The sequence below is a fragment of the Plantactinospora mayteni genome, assembly GCF_016862935.1.
Lineage (GTDB): Bacteria > Actinomycetota > Actinomycetes > Mycobacteriales > Micromonosporaceae > Plantactinospora > Plantactinospora mayteni.
Genome location: NZ_BONX01000036.1, coordinates 246,481 through 269,642, shown reverse-complemented (window position 1 = coordinate 269,642; position 23,162 = coordinate 246,481). Strand labels below are relative to the sequence as shown.

The window sequence follows — 23,162 nt, the reverse complement described above, 5'->3', positions numbered from 1 at the left end:
GGAGCAGCGCATGCCAGACGAGCCGGGGCGGGCCTTCCGGGAGGCGTGGATCGCCGGTGTCCACCGGCACTACCCGGGGGAGCCGAAGCCGGGGTACGTCGCGCCATGGGCGGAAACCCCCGACTGGGAGCGGGCAAGCGCGGCGGCTGTCGAGGAGCAGGTGCGTGCCTTCGTCGCTGCCACGGACGGTCGTACCGCGAGGTTGAGCCGGGAGCAGAAGAGCCGGTTCGTCGCGCTCTGCTGGATCGGCCAGATCTTCAGACACTTCCCCGACCCGAAGCCGGCGTACGTGGCGGACTGGCCGGATCTGCCGCCGTGGCAGCGGGAGACCGACGCCGACATCTTCGAGAGCATCGAGCAGCGCCGAGGTTGAGAAAGACCCGCGCGCTATCGAACGCTCGTTGAATCACGGCATTGCTGGTGCCAACTCGGCAGTGGCGCAGACCACGGCTCGCGCCTCGCGACTCACCTGAGGCGAATCCTCGTCACGGGCCGGCTCAGGCCAGTTTCCGGAACTCGGCCAGCCCGCCGTCGAACAGGAAGTCGGTGGTCTGGGTCAACACGATCGCGATCAGGTCCCGGTCTGGGTCGGTGAACCAGGAGGTGCCGTAGCCACCGGTCCAGCCGTAGCCGCCGGGGACCGGGGACGCCTCGTCGGGGGTGACGGCGACGGAGACGCAGTAGCCCCAGCCGTAGCCGTCGAGCACCGGGCCACCGGCGGCGATCTGCTCCGGTGTCAGGTGGTTGCTGGTGATCAGCTCGACCGAGTGCTCCGACAGCAGCCGCCGGCCCTGGTGCACCCCCTTGCGCAGCAGCAGGCGGGCGAAGGCCAGATAGTCCGGCGCGGTCGAGACCAGCCCGTTCGCGCCGGACGGAAAGGCCGGCGGCGCCGCCCACTCGCCCGGACCGGAGACCTCTTGCTCGGCCGGGGCGCCGGTCGCCGGATCGCCCGCGTAGAGCCCGGCGAGCCGGTCGGCGTGCGCGGCGGGCACCGTGAAACCGGTGTCGACCATGCCGAGCGGTGCGAAGATCCGGTCGGCGAGGAACTCCGGCAGGGACCGGCCGGCGGCCCGGGCCACCAGCACGCCCAGCACCTCGGCGGCCGAGTCGTATTGCCAGTGCTCGCCGGGCTGGTGCATCAGCGGCAGGGTGCCGAAGCGTCGGAGCCACTCGTCCGGTCCGTGCGGGGTGCGCGGATCGGGCGGCCCGATCGCCAGCCCCAGCGCGTCGGTGGCGGTGACGATCGGGTACCCCGGTTGGAAGCTCGGCTCGAAGAGCAGGCCGTGCCCCATCCGGAAGGTCAGCAGGTCCTCGACGGTGCTCGGCCGCGCGGCCGGCGCGGTGTCGTCGAGCGGGCCGTCGAGCCGGCGCAGCACTCCCCGCCCGGCCAACTCGGGCAGCAGCCGGTCGACCGGCTCGTCCAGCGCCAGCCGACCCTCCTCGACCAGCATCATGGTGGCGACCCCGAGTACCGGCTTGGTCATCGAGGTGATCCGGAAAATGGTGTCGGGGCGCATCGGGGCGGTGCCGCCGAGCGTCAGCGTGCCGATCGGGTCGATCCGCGCCTGGTCGCCCCGGGCCACCACCGTGACCAGGCCGGGCAGGTCGGCACGGGCGACCCGGGCCGCCATCGCCGCGTGCAGCCGGTCCGGCGTGGTCGAGTCGGTCATGGCGGGCAGCCTACGACCCGGCACCGACAAAAAGCGGATGGGCGTACCGGGTTCAGCCGGCGTTGCGCAGCAGTTGGGCGGCCCGCTCCGGTGGGATGTCGTTGACGAAGACCCCCATCGCCGACTCCGAACCGGCCAGGTATTTCAGCTTGTCCGCCGCCCGCCGGATGCTGAACACCTGGAGGTGCAGGTGTGCCAGGGCCGGGTCGGCGTGCACCGGTGCCTGGTGCCAGGCCGAGATGTACGGCAGCGGCCGGTCGAAGAGCCGGTCGAGCCGGCGCAGCAGGTCCAGGTAGAGCGGTCCGAAGGCGTCCCGCTCGGCGTCGTCCAGCGCCGGGATGTCCGGTACCGGCCGGTGCGGCGCGACGTGCACCTCGAACGGCCAGCGGGCGGCGGCCGGCACGTACGCCGTCCAGTGCTCGTTGGCCAGCACCACCCGCTCTCCGGCGGCCCGTTCGGCGGCGAGTACGTCGGCGTAGAGGTTGCGCCCGCCGGTGCGTTCCGCGTGCCGCCGCGCGGCGGTCAGCATCGCCCGGCTGCGCGGCGGCAGGAACGGGTACGCGTAGATCTGGCCGTGCGGGTGGTGCAGGGTCACCCCGATCTCCACCCCCCGGTTCTCGAAGCAGAACACCTGCTCCACCCCGGGTAGCCCGGACAGCGCGGCGGTACGGTCGGCGAGCGCCTCCAGCACGGTACGCACCCGGCGCGGCGGCAGGGTGCCGAACGAGGCGGAGTGGTCGGCGGTGAAACAGACCACCTCGCACCGCCCCGTCCCCGGCCGAACCGCCGTGTACGGGGTGATCTGGCCGGGCGGGTCACCGGGCCGGTCACTGAAGGACGGGAAGCGGTTCTCGAAGACCACCACGTCGTAGTCGTACGCCGGGATCTCGCTGGATCGCTCCGGAGTGGACGGACACAGCGGGCACTGGTCGCTCGGCGGCAGGAAGATCCGGCCCTGCCGGTGCGCGGCGACCGCGACCCACTCGTCGACCAGTGGGTCGTACCGGAGCTGCGAGGCGGGTGGCGGCGGCGGCAGGTCCCGCCGGTCCGGCCCCTCCCGGACCGCGTCCGGGCGCTCGTCGAAGTAGATCAGCTCGCGTCCGTCGGCCAGCTCGACCGCCATCCGCCTCACAGCGCAGCCTCACAGCACAGCTTCACGGCGCCACCTCACAGCACAGCCTCACAACGCCACCTCACAGCACGGCCTCACGGCGCCACCTCAGACAGCAGGCTCACGGGGTTACCTCACAGAGCAGTAGTTCTGATACGTGTGCCCGGACGGTCTCGCGGGCCGGGTCGGGCAGGCCGGTGTCGGAGACCACGGTGTGCGCCTCGGCCAGTTCGGCGAAGGAAGAGATGCCGACCGTCGCCCACTTGGTGGAGTCGGCCAGCACCACCAGTCGGTCGGCCGCGGCCAGCAGTGCCCGGTTGGTCTCCGCCTCCAGCAGGTTCGGGGTGCTGAACCCGGCCCGCTCGCTCATCCCGTGCACGCCGAGGAAGACCAGGTCGAGGTGGAGCGAGCGGATGGTGGCCACCGCCACCGGCCCGACCAGCGCGTCGGACGGGGTCCGGATCCCGCCGGTGAGCACCACCGTCTGGTCGGGTCGGCCGGACCGGTGCAGGACCTCGGCGACCGGGATCGAGTTGGTCACCACGGTCAGCGCCGGTACCCCGGCCAGCCGGCGGGCGAGTTCGGCGGTGGTCGTACCCGCGGAGAGCGCGATCGCCATCCCGGGGGTGACCAGCCGGGCGGCCTCGGCCGCGATGGCGGCCTTCTCGGTGCGCTGCCGCACCGACTTGGCCGCGAAGCCCGGCTCGTCGGTCGAGCCGGGCCGGGCGGTGGTCGCCCCGCCGTGCACCTTGGCCAGCAGGCCGCGTTCGGCCAGCGCCTCCAGGTCGCGCCGGATGGTCATGTCGGAGACGCCGAACTCGCCGGCCAGCTCGGTCACCCGGACCCCGCCGGCGGTGCGGACCCGGTCGAGGATCGCCTCCTGGCGCTGCTGGGCCAGCATCAGGCCGCCCCGTCCGCCAGCACCGCCTCGGTCAGCACCGCGACGCCGTGTGGCTCGGCCTCGGCCAGCACCGCGACATCGCGCGGCTCGGCCTCGGCCAGCACCGCGACGCCATGCGGCTCGACCTGGGTCGGCCCGGACCATCGGGTGCCGGTCAGCAGGTCGGTCCCGGCCGCGTCGACCTCCGCCGGCCGGTCGGAGCGGTTGAGCAGGAAGAGGTACGACCGCCCGTCCGGGTGCCGTCGCCGGATCTGCTCCACCCCGGGTACGGCCGGTCCGGCTGGCCCGGCACCGGCCTCGTCCGCGACCCGGGCCAGCAGCCGGCCGAGGGCGGTCTGCTCCAGCCGGGTGCCCAGATACCAGGCGGTGCCGCCGCCGTCCCCGGCCCGGCGGGTGATCGCCGGACCGCCGGTGACCGGCCCGTTGTCGTACCTGACCAGCACCTCGGCGTCCGGTGCGGCCAGCGCCTCGGTCCAGACCGCTGCCGAGGTGCCGTCGTCCAGGCGTACCGTGCCGGCGGTGGGGAGCGGGAAGAACTCCTCGACCCGGATGCCGAGCAGCTCGGCGAAGGCACCGGGCAGGGGCGCCGGGCGGACCCGGTCGCACTCGTCGACCAGCCCGCTGTACGGGCCGACCACCAGGGTGCCGCCGGAGTGGACGTACCCGGACAGGTTGGCGGTCGCGGCGTCGTCGACCAGGTAGAGCGCGGGGGCGAGTACCAGCTTGTAGCCGGTCAGGTCGGCGTCCGGCCGGGCCAGGTCGGCGGTGATCCCGGCCCGCCACAGCGCGCTGTGCCAGCGGCGGATCTCGTCGAAGGCCACCATGTCGGTGCTCGGCTGGTTGGCCGCCTCCTGGGCCCAGACGCTGGAATAGTCCAGCAGTACCGCGACCTCGGCCTCGGTGCGGGAGCCCTCGATCTCGGCCAGCGCCCGCAGGTGTCGGCCGAGCTGCGCCACCTCGCGCCAGATCTTCGAGTCGGTGCCGGCGTGCGGCAGCATCGCCGAGTGCCACTTCTCCGAGCCGGCCCGGCTGGCCCGCCACTGGAAGAAGAGCGCCCCCTCGGAGCCCCGGGCAACGTGCGCCAGCGCGTCCCGGACGAGCTGCCCGGCCGGCTTGGCCAGGTTGCGCGGCTGCCAGTTGACCGCGCTGGTGGAGTGCTCCATCAACAGCCACGGGCCGCCGGCCAGCGACCGGCTCAGGTCGGCGGCGAAGGCGATCTGGGCCGGCGGTTCGAGCGGGTACTCGCCGAGCAGGTAGTGGTCGTTGGAGAGCAGCCGGTCCGGGCCGGTCAGTTCCCGGCCCCAGGCCCAGTAGTCCAGGTTGACGCAGCTCGCGGTCATCAGGTTGGTGGTGACCGGTACGCCGGGGGAGAGTCGGTGCAGCGCGTCCCGTTCGGCGGCGAAGCAGGCCAGGTGCTCGTCCGAGCTGAACCGCTTGAAGTCCAGCACCTGAGCGGGGTTGGCCGAGGTCGGGGTGGCCCGGGGCGGCTGCACCTGCGCCCAGTCGGTGTACGTCTGCGACCAGAACGCCGTACCCCAGGCCGCGTTGAGGCCGTCGAGGTCGGCGTACCGGTGCCGGAGCCAGCCGCGGAACGCCTCGGCCGAGGTGTCGCAGTAGCAGTGCGCGTTGTGGCAGGCGTACTCGTTGTGTACGTGCCAGACCGCCAGGGCCGGGTGCGCGGCGTAGCGCCGGGCGAGCCGCTCGGTCAGCGCCAGCGCGGCCTGCCGGTAGACCGGTGAACTGGCGCAGATCGCCTGCCGGCTGCCGTACGTCAGCCGCCGCCCGTCCGGGTCCACCGGCAGCGTCTCCGGGTGGGCGTGGGAGAACCAGGGCGGTGGCGAGGCGGTGGCGGTGGCCAGGCAGACCCTGATCCCGCCGGCGTGCAGCAGGTCCATGATCCGGTCCAGCCGGTCGAAGTCGTACCGCCCGGGGGCCGGTTCGAGCCAGGCCCAGGCGAAGACGCCGACGGTGACCAGGTTGACCCCGGCCTCCCGCATCAGCGCCACGTCCTGCGGCCAGACCTCCTCGGGCCACTGTTCCGGGTTGTAGTCCCCGCCGTAGCTCAGGCCCTCGACGTTCGGCACCAGAGCGCCCACACCGCCTCCAACGCGCTCGCACGCAATCCAACAGATACGCACACTAGCGCCCGGGCGAGTACCCGCGTAAGTGGTGTACCTGCGGCGGGGCGGCGGGGTAGGGGGTAGCGGCGCGTCAGGCGGGTTGCATGCGGGACTCGACCCAGCCGGTCTCGGTCAGGTGTGCGAGCAGCAGTCGTACGCACTCCTCCACCGTCAGGTCGGTGGTGTCGAGCACCAGGTCGGCGTCGGTCGGCTCCTCGTACGGGTCGTCGATGCCGGTCATCCCGGTGAGCTGGCCGGCCCGGGCGCGCGCGTACAGGCCCTTGCGGTCCCGCCGCTCGCAGACCGCCAGCGGGGTGGCCACGTGCACCAGTACGAATCCGGCCCCGGCCGACCGGGCCATCTCCCGGGCGATCGACCGGGCCCGGTGGTAGGGCGCGATCGGGCAGCAGATGGCGAGACCCCGGTGCCGGGCGACCTCGGCGGCGACCCAGCCGATCCGGCGTACGTTCAGATCCCGGTCCGCCCGGCTGAAGCCCAGCCCGGCGGAGAGTTCCCGGCGGACCACGTCACCGTCGAGCAGGGTGATCGTGCGGTCCCCGCTCTCCCGCAGCGCGTCCGCCAGCCCCCGGGCGATGGTCGACTTGCCCGAGCCGGAGAGCCCGGTGAAGAAGACCACCAGACCCCGGTGCCGGCGGGGCGGCCGGGCCCGGGTCAGCTCCTTGGCGACCGTAGGCGGGGTGTGCCACTCCGGCAGCGGGAAGCCCCGGTCGAGCAGGTCCTCGATCTCCTCCTGGGCCAGCGGCAGCCGCCGGTTGCGCGGCGGGATGTCGTCCCGCCACCGCCACTGGCCGTCCCGGTTGTCGTAGGCCAGCTCACGGGGGACCAGCATGCGCAGCCCGCCACCGGTGAGCATCTCGGTGGTGGAGAGCACGTGGGTCACGCCGTACGCCCGGGCCACCCGGGCCCGGAGCAGCGCGTCCCAGATGTCGTCGCCGCGCCGGGCGATCGGCACCGCGACGATGGTGGCCGGGGGCATCCGGTCCCGGGCCCCGAAGATGCTCCGGACCAGGACCTCCGGCGGCAGCCCGTCCGGGCTGGTGTTGGCGACCGGGATCAGGATGAGCAGGTGGGCGGCGAGCGTCCGGACCGCGTGGGCGATCTGCGCGAGCTGCGGCCGGTGCAGCGGGCGGTCGGCGATCACCCCGAGCACCCGGCCCGGCGGCAGCAGCTCCCGGACCTCGGCCGGGGCCCGGCGGAGCCGCTGGAACGGGCCGTGCCCGCCGTCGCCGATCCGGCGTACCGGGCCGCCGACGCCGAACCAGCCCTGGGTGGTGGGCCAGAGGTCGGCGACCTCCAGCAGCGCGGTCGGCGCCCCCTCCGGGTCGGTGAGGACCAGGCCACGCTCCACCGGGTTGTTCAGGTCGAGGCCGCTGACCAGGTCGGCCGGGACCTGGAGGGTCACCGGTACCGGCCAGGAGGAGCCGTCGGCGAGCCGGCCGCGCCGGGCCACCGAGGTCAGGTCGGCCCGGCCCATGAAACCGGCGAGCGGGGCGTACGCTCCGGAGAGCAGCAACTCCAGGTCGGCCAGCTCATACGGGCGCGGCGTGTACGCCGGAGCGTCACGCAGCAACTCATCGGGCAGCACCCACCCGTTGCTCATCCGCACCCCCAACTCCCGGCCGGCCGGCACACAGTTTCTCAGCCGGCTGCCGATCGGTCGAGACCGCCACTCCCGTTTGGACGCCTGGATCGGTCGCGCCCTGTTCGGTCGGTGGCCATCAGGAGGTTACCCAACCGGGCGTGGCCCGGCGGCGCTGGACGAAGGTCCCACCCCGGCCCCTAGGGGAAGCGGCTGCCGGCGCCCGCCGATTCAGGGTACTTCCAGGGTGGTTTCCGGACCTCCGAGGTGTGCCTCCGGCCCTACCCTGGCACCGTGACACTGATCGCGACCCAGTCGCTGACCAAGACGTACGGCAATCGGGTGACCGCGTTGTCCGACCTGACGGTCACCGTCGAGCCGGGCATCGTCGGTCTGGTCGGAGCCAACGGTGCGGGCAAGTCGACCTTTATCAAGATCATGCTCGGCCTGCTGGAGCCGACCGGCGGAGAGGCCCGGGTACTCGGCCTCGATCCGACGGTGGACGGGCACCAGGTCCGGGCCCGGGTCGGCTACATGCCCGAGCACGACTGCCTGCCGCCGGACCTGTCGGCCGCGGAGTTCGTCACGCATATGGGACGAATGAGCGGGCTGCCCAAGACGACCGCCCGGGAGCGGGCCTCCGAGACGCTGCGGCACGTCGGCCTCTACGAGGAGCGCTACCGCCAGGTCGGCGGCTACTCCACCGGCATGAAACAGCGGGTCAAGCTGGCCCAGGCGCTGGTGCACGACCCGGACCTGCTGCTGCTCGACGAGCCGACCAACGGGCTGGACCCGGCCGGCCGGGACGCCATGCTCGGGCTGATCGAGCGGATCGGCACCGAGTTCGGCATCTCGGTGCTGGTCTGCTCGCACCTGCTCGGCGAGGTCGAACGGATCTGCGACGCGCTCGTCGCGATCGAGGGCGGCCGGCTGCTCCGGTCGGCACAACTCTCCGACATGACCGCGGTGACCGAGGTGCTCTCGGTGGAGGTGAGCGAGGGCACCGACGAGTTGGCCGCCCGGCTCGCCGCCGTCGGCCTGCCCGTCCGCCGGGACAACCGGCTGCTGCTGGTACCCGTACTCGACCCGGATTCCGCCGGTGTCGGGGCGGGGGACTCGGCACTCGACAAGACGTACGACCTGATTCTGGCCGCGGTGGCCGAGCTGGACCTGCCGCTGCACCGGCTCGACCAGCGGCGGCACCGGGTCGTCGAACTCTTCGCCACCGACCCGGCCCGGGTTTCCGAGTCGACCGGTGCCGGCACCGCCCTGGAGGGCGCCAGATGACCACGCTCGACGCTCCGCAGACCGACCGCCCGGCCGGGGTCATCCACGACATCGGCTACCAGCGGTACGACGGCGCCCGGCTCGGCCGGCGGCACCTGGTCGGCGCGCTCTACCTGCACAGCCTGCGTACCGCCTTCGGCCTCGGCCGCACCATCAAGGCGAAGATCTTCCCCTGGCTGATCGTCGGGGTGGTCGGGATGATCGCCGCGGTGCTGACCGCGATCCGGGCCCAGACCGGTGAGGCGGCGCTGGGCTACGCGGAGTTCCCCGAGATGCTCAGCGTGCTGATCATCTTCTTCACCGCCATCGTCGCGCCCGAACTCGCCTCCCGGGACCTGCACAGCGGGGTACTGCCGCTGTACTTCGCCCGACCGCTGCACCGTTCGGACTACGCGCTGGTCAAGCTGGCCGCGCTGACCTCGGCGACGTTCCTGCTGCTCGGCGTACCGCTGACGGTGATGTTCGCGGGTGCCGCGTTCATGGTCGACGGCATCGGGGCGGTCTGGGACGAACTCGGTGACTTCCTGCCGGCGCTCGGCTATGTCGCCGTACACGCGATCGTCTACTCCGTGCTGGCACTGCTGGTCGCCTCCCTGGTCCGGCGCCGGGCCGTCGCGGCCGGGGCGATCGTCGGGGCGTTCCTGCTGACCAGCCCGGTGGTCGTGGTGCTGTCGGTGCTGCCGTACGAGGCGGCGAGCCAGCTCGGCGGACTGGCCAGCCCGGTCACCCTGGTCAGCGGGATCGGGGACTGGGCGTTCGAGCGGAGCGGTGAGGTCGGGGTCGGCCCGTACGGCCCGCTGTACGGCCTGGTCGCGCTCGGCCTGGTCGTCGCCGGAGCCCTGCTGCTGCTCGCCCGCTACCGGAAGGTCGCCGCTAAATGAGTAACGTGGAACTGGCCGGGGTCTCCCGCTGGTACGGCAACGTGGTGGCCGTCAACGACGTGTCGATGAACCTCGGCTCCGGCGTGACCGGGCTGCTCGGGCCGAACGGTGCCGGCAAGACCACCGTGCTGCACATGATGGCCGGGTTCCTGGCCCCCTCCAAGGGCACGGTGACCCTCGACGGCGAACCCACCTGGGGCAACCCGGCGGTCTACCGGCGACTCGGCCTGGTCACCGAGCGGGAGTCGGTCTACGACTTCCTCAGCGCGTACGAGTTCGCGCTGGCCAGTGCCCAGTTGCACCGGCTGGCCCAGCCGGAGGCGGCGGCCCGGCGGGCGCTCGAACTGGTCGAGCTGACCGATGCGCAGGACCGCCGGATCGGCACGTACTCCAAGGGCATGCGCCAGCGGGCCCGGGTCGCCGCCGCCCTGGTGCACGACCCGGAGGTACTGCTGCTGGACGAGCCGTTCAACGGGATGGACCCGAGGCAGCGGCTGCACATGATGGAGCTGCTGCACTCGCTCGGCGAGCAGGGTCGGACGATCCTGTTCAGCTCGCACATCCTGGAGGAGGTCGAGCAGGTCTCCGGCACCGTCCAGGTGATCGTCTCGGGCCGGCTGGCCGCCTCCGGCGACTTCCGGACCATCCGGCGGCTGATGACCAACCGGCCGCACGTCTTCGCGGTGCAGTCCAGCGACGACCGGCGGCTGGCAGTGGAGTTGATCGGCCAGCCCTCGGTGAACGGGGTGGACGTCACCCGGGACGGGTTGACCGTCCGGGCCGGCGACTACGGCAGCTTCACCCGGGCGCTACCGAAGATCGCGCTGGCCTCCGGCATCCGGGTACGCCGGCTGCTGCCCTCGGACGAGTCCCTGGAGAGCGTGTTCTCCTACCTGGTGGAGGCGTGAGGGCCGTGAGCGCGAGGAGTGAGCCGGTTTTGCGAGCCCCGCAGTCGCGAACGAAGGAGTGACATGTCGACTGTTACCTGGATCACCGCGCGTGGGCTCTTCGGGCGGCGCCGGTTCCTGCTGCTCTTCCCGTTGCCGGTGCTGCTGGTCGGGCTGGCCGTGCTGGCCCGGTCGGCCGGCGTCGACCCGGGCCAGTGGGGCCAACCGGTCGTGTACGGGCTGGGGCTGGGCGTCCTGCTCCCGGTCACCGCGCTGATCGTCGGTACCGGGGTGCTCGGTTCCGAGATCGACGACGGCACACTGCTGCACATCCTGACCAAGCCGCTGCCCCGGTGGCAGATCGTACTGCCGAAGCTGGCCGTGGCGACCGGGGTCACCGCGCTGACCGTGGCCGTACCGCTCTACGTCGCCGGGGTGCTGGTCGACTCCGTACGCTTCGGGCTCGGGCTGGCTGCCGCGAGCGCGGTCGGCGCGCTGGCGTACTCGGCGTTCTTCCTGGCCCTGAGCCTGCTGACCCGGCGTCCGGTGCTGCTCGGCCTGGTGTACGTGCTGATCTGGGAGGGCCTGCTCAACAGCATCGTCAGCGGTACCAGGGTGCTGTCGGTGCAGCACTACGTGGTGACCCTGACCGACCGGATCGCGCCGACGGCGCTGCTGGACGGGTCGGTGTCGCTGCCGGTGGCGATCGTGATGAGTGCGGTCTTCACGGTCGGCTTCACGCTGCTGGCGATCCGCCGGCTGCGTACGTTCAGCGTGGCCGGCGAGACGAGCTGAGCCGGCCGGGGTGGCGGTCCCGCACTCAGGACCGCCACCCCGGCCAGTTCCGGCGATCGGCGAAGCCCGCCCGCCGATAGATCCCGACGCGGCTAGGCGAGGCCGAAGAAGCGGGCGATTCCCCGGGCGTGCCCGACGGCGACCGCCTGCCGGAAGTCCGCGCGGGCGAGCAGGGCGGCGTCGGCGGCGCGGTCGATGAAGAGGTTCTCGGTGAGCATCGCCGACATCGCGGTCTCCCGGAGGACCTGGAAGTTCGCCGTCTTCTGGCCACGATCCGTGATCGATCCGAGGGTCCGCATGTTGCTCAGCACGGCCGCGTGTACGTCGTCCTGGAGCCGCTGGGTCGCGGCGCCGGCAGTGGGGTAGATGTAGCTCTCGAAGCCGGTGCCGCCACCGGCGTTGATGTGGATGCTGACGAAGATGTTGGCGCCCCAGGAGTTGGCGTCGCTGCTCCGATAGCTCAGGCTGCGGGTGATGTCCGTGGTGCGGGACATCCGGATCGAGACGTCCCAACTGCTCTCCAGGACGGTGCGGGTGCGCAGCGCGATGTCGAGGGTCAGGGCCTTCTCCTGTAGGCCGTTTCCTACCGCGCCGGCGTCGGTCCCGCCGTGTCCGGGGTCGAGATAGATCTTGGGCGGTGCCGCCTGGGCGGGGCTGGCGAGCAGGGGTGCGGCGGCGATCCCGGCGGCCGCGGCCAACAGGGTTCGTCTGCGCATGAGGGGTGTGCCGGACATGGGTTCCTCCCCGGGGGTGTGTGGGTGGACGATGCCGAACCACGGGTGATGGAGAACGGATGGGTGGTGCCGTTCGGTCGCGCGTCCGGATAGAAACGCCACGGCCCGTTACCCGGTAGGCAACGAGCCGATAATTTTCAGCGAGCGCCGCGATGGCGTAGATTTTCGACATCAAACGGCGTCGATGTCAAGACCGACCTTCGGCGGACACGCCGTTGTCGGGTCGTGGCCGGGCGTCAGCCGTACGCTTCGGGCTCGGGGTGGCTGCCGCGAGTGCGGTCGGCGCGCTGGCGTACTCGGCGTTCTTCCTGGCCCTGAGCCTGCTGACCCGGCGTCCGGTGCTGCTCGGCCTGGTGTACGTGCTGATCTGGGAGGGCCTGCTCGGCAACATCGTCTCCGGCACCAGGGTGCTGTCGGTGCAGCACTACGTGGTGACCCTGACCGACCGGATCGCGCCGACGGCGTTGCTGGACGGGTCGGTGTCGCTGCCGGTGGCGATCGTGATGAGCGCGGTCTTCACGGTCGGCTTCACCCCGCTGGCGATCCGCCGGCTGCGTACGTTCAGCGTGGCCGGCGAGACGAGCTGAGGCCGCTTCCGCACCGAGGGCGCGGGTCGGATCCACCTTCGTCGTACCCGTCGAATAGCGTGCCTTTCGATGGACGACAGAGTGGACGTGTGGACCGCCGCGGCCGGGCCGGTGAGCCGTGAGTGACGAACTGGTCGCCCTGCTCGGTTCGGCTCCGCCGGCCGTGCTGGCGTCGTTGCTGAGCCGCAGTACCCGGGCCCGGGAGGCGATCGAGTCGACCCTGGAGCTGCCGGCGGCGTTCGCCCAGGCGGTGCTCGCCAGCGGTGCCGGGGAGGCGCTGGCGGCCCTGGTCCGGAACTCGGCATTCGTCCGACAGCACCGGGACAGCGCGCTGCGGGTGGCGGCCAGCGGCGACGCACGGCTCTGCGTCGAGCTGCTGCGGCACACCGACGACGAGGAGATCCGGAGGACCGTGCTCGACAATGCCGATCCGGCCGATCCGGGTTGGCAGGTTCCGGACAGCCCGGTCAGGTTCGCGGAGTCCCTGAGCTGGCGCAGGGTCGATGCGCTTGCCGGGCATACCCCGGATCCCGAGATCGACCGCGAGTACCTTCGCAGGATCCACCACTGGCAGGCGCAGGTGCCGGTGGTGACCAACCTGTGGCGGTGGCACGGCCGGGTGGAGGCAGCGGCGGCGCTCGGCGCTGGCATCCTCTCCCCGATCGTGGCCGAGCTGGTCGGCGCCGCCCTGGCGGAGCCCACCGACGAGCAGGGCGGCGCCGAGCAGTCCGGCGACGGGCCGCGTGGCGGCGAGCGGAATGGCGACGACGACACGTACCCGACGACAGCCTGGGATCGCCAGGTCGCTGCTATACGAGATCCACAGTGGTCGGTACGGCTGCTCCGCGAACTCGACGACTGGGCCGACGAACGCCGGTTGCCGGCCGAGCACCGGATCGACTGGCCCGCCGTCCTGGCCGAGCACGTCGACACGCCGTTCGGCGAGAACGCGACCAGATCGCTGCTCGGCCGCAGCGACTGTCCGGACGAGTTCCTGGTCGGCGTGGGTGGGCGGCCGTTGCTGCCGTACCTCGCCGAACGTCGGCGCGGGGTCGGTCCGGCGGTGCTCGCTGCCTTCATCCGCGGCCCCCGGGGAAGCGGGCAGACCGATCCGGATCTGGCCCGGGTGGTGCGGACCGGTCTCGACCAGGGGACGGTCACCGTCGACGAGATATTGGAGATCGTCACCCCGATGGCCACCCTGTGCGCCGTCATCGACGACGATCCCGACCAGGGGCCGGGGTCGGTCGCCCTCCGGGATGCGGTGGGTGCCCGGATCGCCGCCGTACTCGGCACCGATCCGGGGGCGTGGCGGGCGCTCTGGAAGCTGCTGCCCCGTTGGCGCCGGACCCTGGACCGGTTGCTCGACGCGTCGGTCAGGCAGGCGGACCGGACCGCCGAGTGGGCCGACGCCGAGCCGGCGCCGGTGCCGTCCGCACAGCTCGGGGCCGACCCGCCACGGATGAGCGCTGCCCGAGCCATGTTGCGCGCCCTGGTCGCCGCCTGCCCCGTCGAGGTACGCGTCGACGTACTGCCGGTGCTGGACGACCGGGCGGTGTTCGACCTGCTCGCCGCCGGGTCGGTGGAGCCCGAGCTGGTCAGCGCCCTGCTCGACCGCCGGGACCTGCGGTGTCTGCGGTTGCTGGCCTGCGCCCGTGACCTGCCGGTCGCGCAGCGGGAGCGGCTGCTGGCCCTCGGCGACCCGGAGGTGCACGCCGCGCTCTTCTTCCAGCTTGACGAGGCGGATCTGGGGCGGCGCCGGCAGATCGTCGTCGGGTCGCGCCGGTTCGACCGCGACGACTCCAGCCGGGTACCACTCGGCGCCCCGCTCCGCGACCTCTGCTTCGGCCGTGGCCCGTTCGCGGGGAAGGGCCGATCGTGGCGGAGGCTCGCCCCGTTGGTCGACTCGGGGGACGAGGACGTCGCCATCGAGCTGCTGCGGTCCGTCAGGATACCGACCGAGCTGCTGCAACTGCGGCTGCTCCTCGCGGTGGCCGAGCGCGACGGCGTCGCCGCGGCGCGGCGGGTGCTCGCCGCCGACCTCGGCGAGCGCGGCACGCGGGCGGCTCCGTGGCTGGTCGGGGCCCGTGCCGCCGCCGAGTCGGCGCTGTCGCCGACCGAGCAGGACGGTGGTGACGCCGCCGCCCTGGGCCGGTTGTCGGCGGCGGTCGCCGACCGGAGCGGTCCAGACGCCTGGATCCGCCGCCTGCGCGCCCTGGCCACGGTGAGCGCGGCCGAGGAACTCAACCTGACGGTGGAGCGCCACACCGTCGACGATGAGCTGCTCCGCAGGGAGCAGGCGCGCGAGCCGTTCCCGGTGTACGTGGTCAGGTACCTGCGCGAGCTGCCCGACTGCCGGTTGCCGCTCGACTCGGTGCTGACCGCCACCCACCCGGCGGCCGACGTCCTGCGAGCCGGCGCGGGCGCCGGATGGTGGCGGGAGTCCGACAACCCACTGCCCCAGATGTGCCAGGACACCCTCGGCGACAACGCGGACGCCTGGCAGCTCGCCGTCGAACTCGTCGAGGACTTTGCCGGCACGGTCCCCGAACTCCTGTCCACCGCCGCCGCGACTGTCTCGGTGACCGGGGCCGGGGCACCGGCGGCCGGTCGGTGAGGGCGCCGTCAGCCGGTGTTGCGCATCCCGGCGGCGATGCCGTTGACGGTGGTGAGCAGGGCGCGTTCCAGCGCCGTACCGTCGCCGGGGGCGCGTCGGCCGCCCGGAGCGGTGGCCACGGCCCGGCCGGCGGCGCCCGAGTCGCGGTACTGCCGCAGCAGCGCCACCTGGAGGTGGTGCAGCGGTTCCAGGTAGGTGTCCCGGACGGCGAGGGTGCGTTGCAGCACCGGGGAGTTCTCCAGCAGCGCGGGGGAGGCGGTGATCGCCAGCACCTCCTGCTTGGTCAGCTCGTACTCCGCCTCGATCATGTGGAAGATCGGGTGCAGCGGCTCCGGCACCAGGGTCTCGACGTACCGGCGGGCGATGTTCAGGTCGGTCTTGCTCAGCATCATCTCGACGTTCGACAGGAACGTGCCGAAGAAGTGCCACGCCCGGTGCATCTCGGCCAGCACGTCGGCCATCCCGGCCTCGCGGGCGGCGGCCAGCCCCGAGCCGACCCCGAACCAGCCGGGGACGATCTGCCGGGTCTGGGTCCAGCCGAAGACCCACGGGATGGCGCGCAGCCCGGCCAGTCCCGCCCCGGTGTTCGGCCGCTTCGCCGGCCGGGAGCCGATGTTGAGCGCGCCGAGCAGCTCGGTCGGGGTGGAGGCCCAGAAGTAGGCCGGCAGGTCCGGATTTTCCACCAGCGAGCGGTAGCGCCGGTAGGCGGCGCCGGAGACCACGTCCATGGTGGCGTCCCAGCGGTCCAGCGCCTCGGCGGGCTGCCGGGGCGTGGTGTGCAGCAGCGTGCTCTGCAACACCGCCGCCAGGGTCAGCTCCAGGTTCTCCCGGGCCAGCGAGGGCAGGGTGTACTTGTCGGAGATGACCTCACCCTGCTCGGTCACCTTGATCTCGCCGTCCAGCGTCCCGTACGGCTGGGCGAGGATCGCCTCGTGGGTGGGGCCGCCGCCCCGGCCGACCGTACCGCCCCGGCCGTGGAAGAGCCGCAGCCGTACGTTGTGTCGGGCGGCCACGTCCCGCAGCGCCCGCTGGGCCCGGTGGATGGACCACTGCGAGGTGGTGATCCCGGCCTCCTTGTTGGAGTCGGAGTAGCCGAGCATCACCTCCTGCACGTCGCCCCGGGCCGCCACGATCGCCCGGTACGCCGGCAGCGACAGCATCTCGTCCAGCAGCTCGCCCCCGGCGTCCAGCTCGGCGGGGGTCTCCAGCAGCGGCACGAAGCCGATCCGGGCCCGCCCGGTGTGCACGTCGACCAGCCCGGCCTCCCGGGCCAGCACCACGGCGGCGAGTACGTCGTCCACGCCCAGCGTCATCGAGATGATGTACGACTCGATCACCTCGACGCCGAACCGCTCCTGCACCTCACGGACGGTGCCGAAGACGTCGAAGGTCTTCCGGGCCGGCTCGGTCAGCGGAGTGTCCATGGTGGAGAGCGGGCGCCGGCCGGTCAGCTCCTCGGCGAGCAACTTGGTCCGCTCGGTCCGGCTCAGCGAAGCGTAGTCCGGCACCTCGCCGACCTGGGTGTAGAACTGGGAGAGCACCACGTGGTGTGCCTCGGCGTGCTCCCGGATGTCCATCGTCGCCAGGTGCGGCCCGAAGGCGGCGACAGTACGGATCGCCGAGGCGAGCCGGCCGACGGCGGTGAGCTGGCCGGAGTTGCGGGCCAGCGAGGCGCGCATCAACTCCAGGTCGGCGAGCAGGTCGGCGGAGCCCCGGTAGTCCCGCCCCGGCACGTGCGCGGTGCCCTGGTTGAGCCGGCGGCGGGTGTTGGCCAGCTTGGCCCGTACGCAGCGCGCCTTGAGCCGGTACGGCTCCTCGGCGTTCACCCGGCGGAACCGGGCCGCCACCTCGGGGAGCGCGTCCAGGTCCTTGGCGAGGCTGGCGGAGAGGTCGAGGCTGACCCCGCGCAGCCGGCGGGAGACCGAGATCTCGTTGATCAGCGCCTCCATCGCCGCCTCGGTCGCCTGGATGCCGTGCTCGTACTGGATCAGCAGCACGTCCCGGGTGACCTGCGGGGTGACGAACGGGTTGCCGTCCCGGTCACCGCCGATCCAGGTGCCGAAGGTCAGCGGCCGGGCCGTCGGCGCGGTCTCCACGCCCAGCCCGCGCAGCGTGTCGGCCAGGTCGTCGAGCACCTGCGGCGCCGCCTCGGCAAAGAGGTCGCGCAGGTAGTAGATGGCGTTGCGGGCCTCGTCGGTCGGGTCCGGCCGGTCGAGCCGCAGCTCGTCGGTCTGCCATAGCAGGTCGAGCAGTTCGGCGAGGCGCCGGCTGGCCGGGCCCTCGTCGCTGGCGCCGTAGAGGATCGCGGCGGCGGCCTCGGCGTCGAGTTCGTCGGCGACGGCGCGCAGCTTGGAGAGGATCGATCGGCGGGCCGCCTCGGTGGGGTGGGCGGTGAAGACCGGCCGGACGGAGAGCCGGCGGGCGACCGAGGCGATCTCCTCGGGTGCCACCCCGCGTTCCCGGATCAGCCGGGCGGCCTGGTCGAGCCAGCCGCCGTGCGCGGCCCGCTGCCGGCGCAGGTCCCGCGACCGGTGCACCTGTTCGGTGATGTTGGCCAGGTGGAAGTAGGTGGAGAAGGCCCGGGCCAGCTTGGTGCCGGTGGTCACGTCCATCGCGCCGAGCCGCTGGGCGGCCGCCTCCGCGTCGTGCCGGACCAGGGCGCGGACCTCCTCGACCAGGTCGAGCAGGGGCGGGCCCTCCTGGCGGGCGAGGGTCTGGCCGAGGAGCTTGCCGAGCCGGCGGATGTCGGCCCGCAACGCGGCGTCGGGCCCGTCGTGATCATGCTGGTCGGTCACCGTGCGCTCCTTGATCGAGTACGGAGGACAGCGTTGTCCGACACAGTGGATGTTATCGGCGGCCGGTCCCGGAACGCTAACGAGGCTCGTGCCGTACTGGTCGGCCACGGATACTGGTAGAGCCTATCCGGCGGCGACAAAACGTACGTTATGTCGAGTCCCGGGGCGAAGTCGCCGGTGATCGTTAGCTTGCTCACGCGGCGGCGAGCAACGGCCAGCGGCGGATCCCGGTCCGGATCTCCCCCGTCGGAGTGCTGGTCGAACGCACTCCGCCAGATCCGAGCCGGGACCCGCCCGCGCAGGAGGGGCCGGGCGGCCACCGCACCCGCCCGTCGCCGGCACGTACCTCCGGAGAACCGGAGGTCGCGCCCCCTCCCCGGAATGAGACGCCCGAGCGGAGCGGCGGGGTTGTCGTCCCGGTCCTGCCGAAAACGGCAGCCGGCTCGGGTACCGGGCGTGGCCCGGGGTTTGTCGGGCTCAGGGGATAGGCTTGACAGCGGCGTTGAGGAGGGGCACTTCCGGCACGGCAACGCCCCGGTTCCTGCCTCACCCCGCACCCCCCGCCCGCACCGGGCGTGGGGCACTTTCCGCGTGCCCATCTGCAAGGTTGTGATCTGCGTGCTCACCGGTCTGCTCACCGCCGCGCTCCGCGATCCCGCGCTCGCCCGGGCCCGCTCGTTGGCCCGCACCGGCGGCGCGGACGCCGACGGGCTCGACCTCACCGCCCCGCCCGCGCTGCGGCCGTTCCTGGTCGCCGCCGTGGCGGCCGGTGAGCAGGCGGGTGGCGCCGGGCGTCCGGTGCTGGCGGTCACCGCCACCACCCGGGAGGCCGACGACCTGGCCGCCGCGCTGGGCAGCCTGCTGCCGCCGGAGCAGGTCATGGTCTATCCGGCCTGGGAGACGCTGCCGCACGAGCGGCTCTCGCCCCGGTCCGACACCGTCGGGCGGCGACTCGGTGTGCTGCGCCGGCTGGCCCACCCCGAGCTGGACGAGCACGACGGGCCGGTACGTGTCGTCGTCGCGCCGGTCCGCTCGGTGCTGCAACCGCAGCTCAAGGGGCTGGGCGACCTGGAGCCGGTACGGCTGGCCGTCGGCGCCGGGGCCGGGCTGGAGCAGACCGCCCGCCGGCTCACCGACCTGGCGTACGCCCGGGTGGACCTGGTCACCAAGCGGGGCGAGTACGCCGTCCGGGGCGGCATCCTCGACGTCTTCCCGCCCACCGACGAGCACCCGTCCCGGGTCGAGTTCTGGGGCGACGAGGTGGAGGAGATCCGCACCTTCGCCGTCGCCGACCAGCGGACCATCGAGGCGGTGCCGGCGCTCTGGGCGCCGCCCTGTCGGGAGCTGCTGCTCACCGACGCGGTTCGGCACCGGGCCGCCGAGCTGGCCGAGGAGCATCCGGAGCTGGCCGAGATCCTGGACAAGCTCGCCGAGGGGATCCCGGTCGAGGGGATGGAGTCGCTCGCCCCGGCCCTGATCGGTGCGGACTCGCTCGAACTCGTGCTGCACTGCATGCCGGCCGGCAGCCACGTACTGCTCTGTGACCCGGAGCGGATCCGGACCCGGGCGCACGACCTGGTGCGTACCTCGGCGGAGTTCCTGGAGGCGAGCTGGGCCGCAGCCGCCGTCGGCGGCCAGGCCCCGGTGGACCTCGGCGCCGCCGCCTTCAAGACCCTGGCCGAGGTACGCGCCACCGCCGCGACCCTGGGCCAGCCCTGGTGGTCGGCGTCGCCGTTCGGCCTGGTCGAGGCCGCCCCCGGGCCGGCGGCCACGATCGAACCGTGGGCGGTGGAGCCGGAGCCCGAGGTGACGGTGACCCCGGACGCGGGCGAGTCGGTGGCGCTGGCGGCCCAGCCGGTGCCGCTCTACCACGGCGAGACCGCCCGGGTGGTCGACGACCTGAAGCGCTGGGTCGGTGACGGCTGGGGGGTGGCGCTGGTCTTCGAGGGGCACGGGCCGGCGCAGCGCGCCGTCGAGGTGCTCCGGGACGCCGGGCTCGGTGCCGCGCTGACCGAGACCGTGCCGACCCCGCCCGCCGCCGGTGAGCTGGTGGTGGCCTGCGGCTCGCTCAACCACGGCTTCCTGGACACCGCCTCCCGGGTCGCGGTGGTGACCGGCAACGACATCACCGGCGGCCGGGGCTCGTCGACCCGGGACATGCGCAAGATGCCGAGCCGGCGGCGCAACACCATCGACCCGCTGGAGCTGCGGGCCGGCGACTACGTGGTGCACGAGCAGCACGGCATCGGCCGGTACGTCGAGCTGGTTCAGCGCACCGTCAACGGCGCCGACCGGGAGTACCTGGTCATCGAGTACGCGGCCAGCAAGCGCGGCCAGCCCGGTGACCGGCTCTTCGTCCCCACCGACCAGCTCGACCAGCTCTCCCGTTACGTCGGAGGCGAGGCGCCCACCCTGCACAAGATGGGCGGCAGCGAGTGGCAGAAGGCCAAGGCGCGGGCCCGCAAGGCGGTACGCGAGATCGCCGCCCAGCTCGTCCAGCTCTACGCCGCCCGCAAGGCGTCCAAGGGGCACGCCTTCGCCCCGGACACTCCGTGGCAGCGGGAGTTGGAGGACGCTTTTCCGTACACCGAGACGCCGGACCAGCTCGCGGCGATCGAGGAGGTCAAGCGGGACATGGAGCAGTCGGTGCCGATGGACCGGCTGATCTGCGGCGACGTGGGCTACGGCAAGACCGAGATCGCGGTCCGGGCCGCCTTCAAGGCGGTGCAGGACGGCAAGCAGGTGGCCGTACTGGTCCCGACCACGCTGCTGGCCCAGCAGCACTACAACACCTTCGCCGAGCGGATGGGGCAGTTCCCGGTGCAGATCCGGCAACTGTCCCGGTTCCAGACCCCGAAGGAGGCCGAGCGGACCCTGGAGGCAGCCGCCGACGGCAGCGCGGACATCGTGATCGGTACCCACCGGCTGCTCCAGTCGGCGACCCGGTTCAAGCAGCTCGGCATGGTGGTGGTGGACGAGGAGCAGCGGTTCGGGGTGGAGCACAAGGAGCACCTGAAGACGCTGCGTACCGCCGTGGACGTGTTGACCATGTCGGCGACGCCGATCCCGCGCACCCTGGAGATGGCGATCACCGGCATCCGGGAGATGTCGACCATCGCCACCCCGCCGGAGGAGCGGCACCCGGTGTTGACCTTCGTCGGGGCGTACGACGACAAGCAGGTCGCCGCCGCGATCCACCGGGAGCTGCTCCGCGACGGCCAGGTCTTCTACCTGCACAACCGGGTCGAGTCGATCGACCGGGCGGCCCGGCGGATCCGCGAACTCGTTCCCGAGGCGAGAGTCGCCGTCGCGCACGGCCAGATGGGCGAGGACGCCCTGGAGAAGGTCATGGTCGGCTTCTGGGAGAAGGAATACGACGTCCTGGTCTGCACCACGATCGTGGAGTCCGGCATCGACATCCCGAACGCCAACACGCTGATCGTGGAGCGGGCCGACCTGCTCGGGCTGGCCCAGTTGCACCAGATCCGGGGCCGGGTCGGCCGGGGACGGGAGCGGGCGTACGCCTATTTCCTCTACCCGCCGGAGAAGCCGCTGACCGAGCACGCGCACGAGCGGCTGGCCACCATCGCCCAGCACACCGAGCTGGGCGCCGGGATGTACGTGGCGATGAAGGACCTGGAGATCCGGGGCGCTGGCAACCTGCTCGGCGGCGAGCAGTCCGGGCACATCGAAGGGGTGGGTTTCGACCTCTACGTCCGGATGGTCGGCGAGGCGGTGCAGGCGTTCAAGGGCGAGCGGCCGGAGGAGGAGGTCGACATCAAGATCGACCTGCCGGTCGACGCGCACCTGCCGCACGACTACATCGGGGTGGAGCGGCTGCGCCTGGAGATGTACCGCAAGCTCGCCGAGTCCCGCGACGCCACCCGGCTGGCCGAGGTGGTCGCCGAGATGACCGACCGGTACGGCGAGCCGCCCGAGCAGGTCGGCAACCTGGTGGCGGTGGCCCGGTTCCGGCTGCTGGCCCGGGCGTACGGGCTCACCGACGTCTCGGCCCAGGGGCGGCACCTGCGGTTCTCCCCGCTGCCGCTGCCGGACTCGAAGCAGCTCCGGCTCAAGCGCTACCACCCGGACGCGGTCTACAAGTCGGCGACCGACCAGGTCAGCGTGCCGCGCCCGGCGACCCGCCGGATCGGCGGCGAGCCGCTGCGCGACCAGGCGCTGCTGGACTGGTGCGCCCAACTCCTCCGCGACGTGCTGGGTGAGCGCGAGGAGTGAGCCGGTTTTGCGAGCCCCGCAGTCGTGAGCGAAGAGGGCAGGGTGATCCCGTGCCGGCATCGGGAAGGTGATCCGGCGCCGGCAGTGGGAAGGTGACCCCGTGCCGGCAGCGGTTAGCGGTGCGTGAGAGAGTGTCGAGCATGCAGCGTGCCCGTCGTCTGGCTTCGATCGCGGTCATTGCCGTGCTCGGCACCACCGTTCTCTCCGCCTGCCGGTCCGACTCCAGCGTCGCCGTCTACCTCGGGGATAAGAAGATCACCGAGGACGAGGTGACCTCGGTGCTCGACGACGTCCGGAGCAAGGTGCCGCCGGGTGGGCACGAGCCGGGCGCCACGCCCGCGCCGGACGCTCCCGAGGTGAAGGCGCCGGCCCGGGCCCAGGTGGTCGGCACCCTGGTGATGCGGGAGGTCTGCCTCAAGCTCGCCGCCGACAAGGGCTTCACGCCGTCCGAGCAGGCCCCGATCGAGCAGGTCGCCCAGGCGACCGGGCTGCCGGCGGACTCGCGCTACGTGCGACTCTTCTCCGAGCTGGACGCCTGCCGGGCCGGCATTCCGGTGGCCCAGCCGGTCGCGCCGACCCAGGAGGAGCTGATGGACGTGGTGGCCCGGGGCCGGGTCGCCGGGGTGATCCCGGAGGAGGCCAAGGACGCCGAGGCCGGGCAGCAGCTCGACGGCGACGTGCTGCGCCGCGCGCTGGCCATGCGGAACACCCTGGTCGAGGCGCTGGAGAACTCCGACCTGACGGTCAACCCGCGCTACCGGCCGCTGGAATACCCGGTGCTGACCTTCTCGGACGGCAGCCCGGCGCTGGTCATCCCGATCGGCCAGTCCGGCGCCGACACCGTGATCGACGCCCGCTGAGCGGCGCCCGACCCACCGCGCGAACCACCGGCCGTGCCGCGATTGACCCCGCCCTCGACCAAGAACCTGCCGTCGACCAGT

General features: G+C 72.6%; 15 protein-coding genes and 1 pseudogene. 9 read left to right on the top strand and 7 right to left on the bottom strand.

What is annotated here, in order from left to right:
• Positions 1-10 precede the first annotated feature (10 nt).
• The gene (locus Pma05_RS43805; protein ID WP_203860304.1) at positions 11-373 is read left to right on the top strand and encodes a hypothetical protein; all 363 of its coding nucleotides are present in this window, start codon (positions 11-13) and stop codon (positions 371-373) included.
• Between the two features lie 124 nt (positions 374-497).
• Here the strand turns inward: Pma05_RS43805 and Pma05_RS26865 are convergent, their stop codons facing one another.
• From Pma05_RS26865 to cysC, 5 genes are all read right to left on the bottom strand, one after another.
• Positions 498-1,670 carry a serine hydrolase domain-containing protein gene (locus tag Pma05_RS26865; RefSeq protein WP_203860248.1) on the bottom strand — a complete coding sequence of 391 codons (1,173 nt, stop codon included), beginning with the start codon at positions 1,668-1,670 and terminating at the stop codon, positions 498-500.
• A gap of 52 nt (positions 1,671-1,722) precedes the next feature.
• The gene (galT, locus tag Pma05_RS26860) at positions 1,723-2,793 is read right to left on the bottom strand and encodes a galactose-1-phosphate uridylyltransferase (protein WP_372441566.1); all 1,071 of its coding nucleotides are present in this window, start codon (positions 2,791-2,793) and stop codon (positions 1,723-1,725) included.
• A 109-nt stretch (positions 2,794-2,902) separates the two neighbouring features.
• Entirely contained in the window at positions 2,903-3,682 is a 780-nt protein-coding gene (locus tag Pma05_RS26855) for a DeoR/GlpR family DNA-binding transcription regulator (protein ID WP_203860246.1), read from the bottom strand.
• Positions 3,682-5,778, bottom strand: a complete 2,097-nt coding sequence (locus Pma05_RS26850; protein ID WP_239313137.1) for a beta-galactosidase — start codon at positions 5,776-5,778, stop codon at positions 3,682-3,684. Before Pma05_RS26850 ends, Pma05_RS26855 begins: the two co-directional genes overlap by 1 nt.
• A 115-nt stretch (positions 5,779-5,893) precedes the next feature.
• Entirely contained in the window at positions 5,894-7,423 is a 1,530-nt protein-coding gene (gene cysC / locus Pma05_RS26845) for an adenylyl-sulfate kinase (protein WP_203860245.1), read from the bottom strand.
• A gap of 273 nt (positions 7,424-7,696) precedes the next feature.
• Between cysC and Pma05_RS26840 the strand changes: the two genes are divergently transcribed.
• The 4 genes from Pma05_RS26840 (at position 7,697) to Pma05_RS26825 (ending at position 11,252) form a co-directional block, all read left to right on the top strand.
• Positions 7,697-8,689 carry an ABC transporter ATP-binding protein gene (locus Pma05_RS26840; protein ID WP_203860244.1) on the top strand — a complete coding sequence of 331 codons (993 nt, stop codon included), beginning with the start codon at positions 7,697-7,699 and terminating at the stop codon, positions 8,687-8,689.
• Complete coding sequence (locus tag Pma05_RS26835; RefSeq protein ID WP_203860243.1) at positions 8,686-9,570, top strand: ABC transporter permease; 885 nt, start codon at positions 8,686-8,688, stop codon at positions 9,568-9,570. The genes Pma05_RS26840 and Pma05_RS26835 overlap by 4 nt, the downstream gene beginning before the upstream one ends.
• A complete protein-coding gene (locus Pma05_RS26830; RefSeq protein WP_203860242.1) occupies positions 9,567-10,478 on the top strand; it encodes an ABC transporter ATP-binding protein in 912 nt (303 codons plus the stop codon). Before Pma05_RS26835 ends, Pma05_RS26830 begins: the two co-directional genes overlap by 4 nt.
• A gap of 63 nt (positions 10,479-10,541) precedes the next feature.
• Positions 10,542-11,252, top strand: a complete 711-nt coding sequence (locus Pma05_RS26825) for an ABC transporter permease (protein WP_203860241.1) — start codon at positions 10,542-10,544, stop codon at positions 11,250-11,252.
• Positions 11,253-11,344: 92 nt separating this feature from the next.
• Here Pma05_RS26825 and Pma05_RS26820 read toward each other — a convergent pair whose 3' ends face one another.
• Complete coding sequence (locus Pma05_RS26820; RefSeq protein WP_239313134.1) at positions 11,345-11,986, bottom strand: N-acetylmuramoyl-L-alanine amidase; 642 nt, start codon at positions 11,984-11,986, stop codon at positions 11,345-11,347.
• 233 nt (positions 11,987-12,219) lie between these two features.
• On the opposite strand from Pma05_RS26820, the pseudogene Pma05_RS26815 reads away from it, so the two are divergent.
• Together Pma05_RS26815 and Pma05_RS26810 are read left to right on the top strand one after the other, a co-directional pair.
• Positions 12,220-12,573, top strand: a pseudogene (locus Pma05_RS26815) (ABC transporter permease); the annotation flags it as partial.
• 118 nt (positions 12,574-12,691) lie between these two features.
• Positions 12,692-15,190 (top strand): hypothetical protein, encoded by a 2,499-nt coding sequence (locus Pma05_RS26810; protein ID WP_203860240.1) that lies wholly within the window; start codon positions 12,692-12,694, stop codon positions 15,188-15,190.
• Between the two features lie 8 nt (positions 15,191-15,198).
• Here the strand turns inward: Pma05_RS26810 and ppc are convergent, their stop codons facing one another.
• Positions 15,199-17,985 carry a phosphoenolpyruvate carboxylase gene (gene ppc, locus Pma05_RS26805; RefSeq protein WP_203860239.1) on the bottom strand — a complete coding sequence of 929 codons (2,787 nt, stop codon included), beginning with the start codon at positions 17,983-17,985 and terminating at the stop codon, positions 15,199-15,201.
• Between the two features lie 618 nt (positions 17,986-18,603).
• Between ppc and mfd the strand changes: the two genes are divergently transcribed.
• Positions 18,604-22,221, top strand: a complete 3,618-nt coding sequence (mfd, locus tag Pma05_RS26800) for a transcription-repair coupling factor (protein ID WP_203860238.1) — start codon at positions 18,604-18,606, stop codon at positions 22,219-22,221.
• Between the two features lie 140 nt (positions 22,222-22,361).
• Positions 22,362-23,081 (top strand): hypothetical protein, encoded by a 720-nt coding sequence (locus Pma05_RS26795; RefSeq protein WP_203860237.1) that lies wholly within the window; start codon positions 22,362-22,364, stop codon positions 23,079-23,081.
• Positions 23,082-23,162 lie beyond the last annotated feature (81 nt).

What these genes read in the sequence shown, in the direction of transcription:
- galT (WP_372441566.1), bottom strand. Translation starts at nt 2,793, where the DNA reads ATGGCGGTCGAGCTGGCCGACGGACGCGAGCTGATCTACTTCGACGAG.
- Pma05_RS26820 (WP_239313134.1), bottom strand. Translation starts at nt 11,986, where the DNA reads ATGTCCGGCACACCCCTCATGCGCAGACGAACCCTGTTGGCCGCGGCC.
- Pma05_RS26830 (WP_203860242.1), top strand. Translation starts at nt 9,567, where the DNA reads ATGAGTAACGTGGAACTGGCCGGGGTCTCCCGCTGGTACGGCAACGTG.
- Pma05_RS26825 (WP_203860241.1), top strand. Translation starts at nt 10,542, where the DNA reads ATGTCGACTGTTACCTGGATCACCGCGCGTGGGCTCTTCGGGCGGCGC.
- Pma05_RS26865 (WP_203860248.1), bottom strand. Translation starts at nt 1,670, where the DNA reads ATGACCGACTCGACCACGCCGGACCGGCTGCACGCGGCGATGGCGGCC.
- Pma05_RS26835 (WP_203860243.1), top strand. Translation starts at nt 8,686, where the DNA reads ATGACCACGCTCGACGCTCCGCAGACCGACCGCCCGGCCGGGGTCATC.
- Pma05_RS26855 (WP_203860246.1), bottom strand. Translation starts at nt 3,682, where the DNA reads ATGCTGGCCCAGCAGCGCCAGGAGGCGATCCTCGACCGGGTCCGCACC.
- cysC (WP_203860245.1), bottom strand. Translation starts at nt 7,423, where the DNA reads ATGAGCAACGGGTGGGTGCTGCCCGATGAGTTGCTGCGTGACGCTCCG.
- Pma05_RS43805 (WP_203860304.1), top strand. Translation starts at nt 11, where the DNA reads ATGCCAGACGAGCCGGGGCGGGCCTTCCGGGAGGCGTGGATCGCCGGT.
- Pma05_RS26795 (WP_203860237.1), top strand. Translation starts at nt 22,362, where the DNA reads ATGCAGCGTGCCCGTCGTCTGGCTTCGATCGCGGTCATTGCCGTGCTC.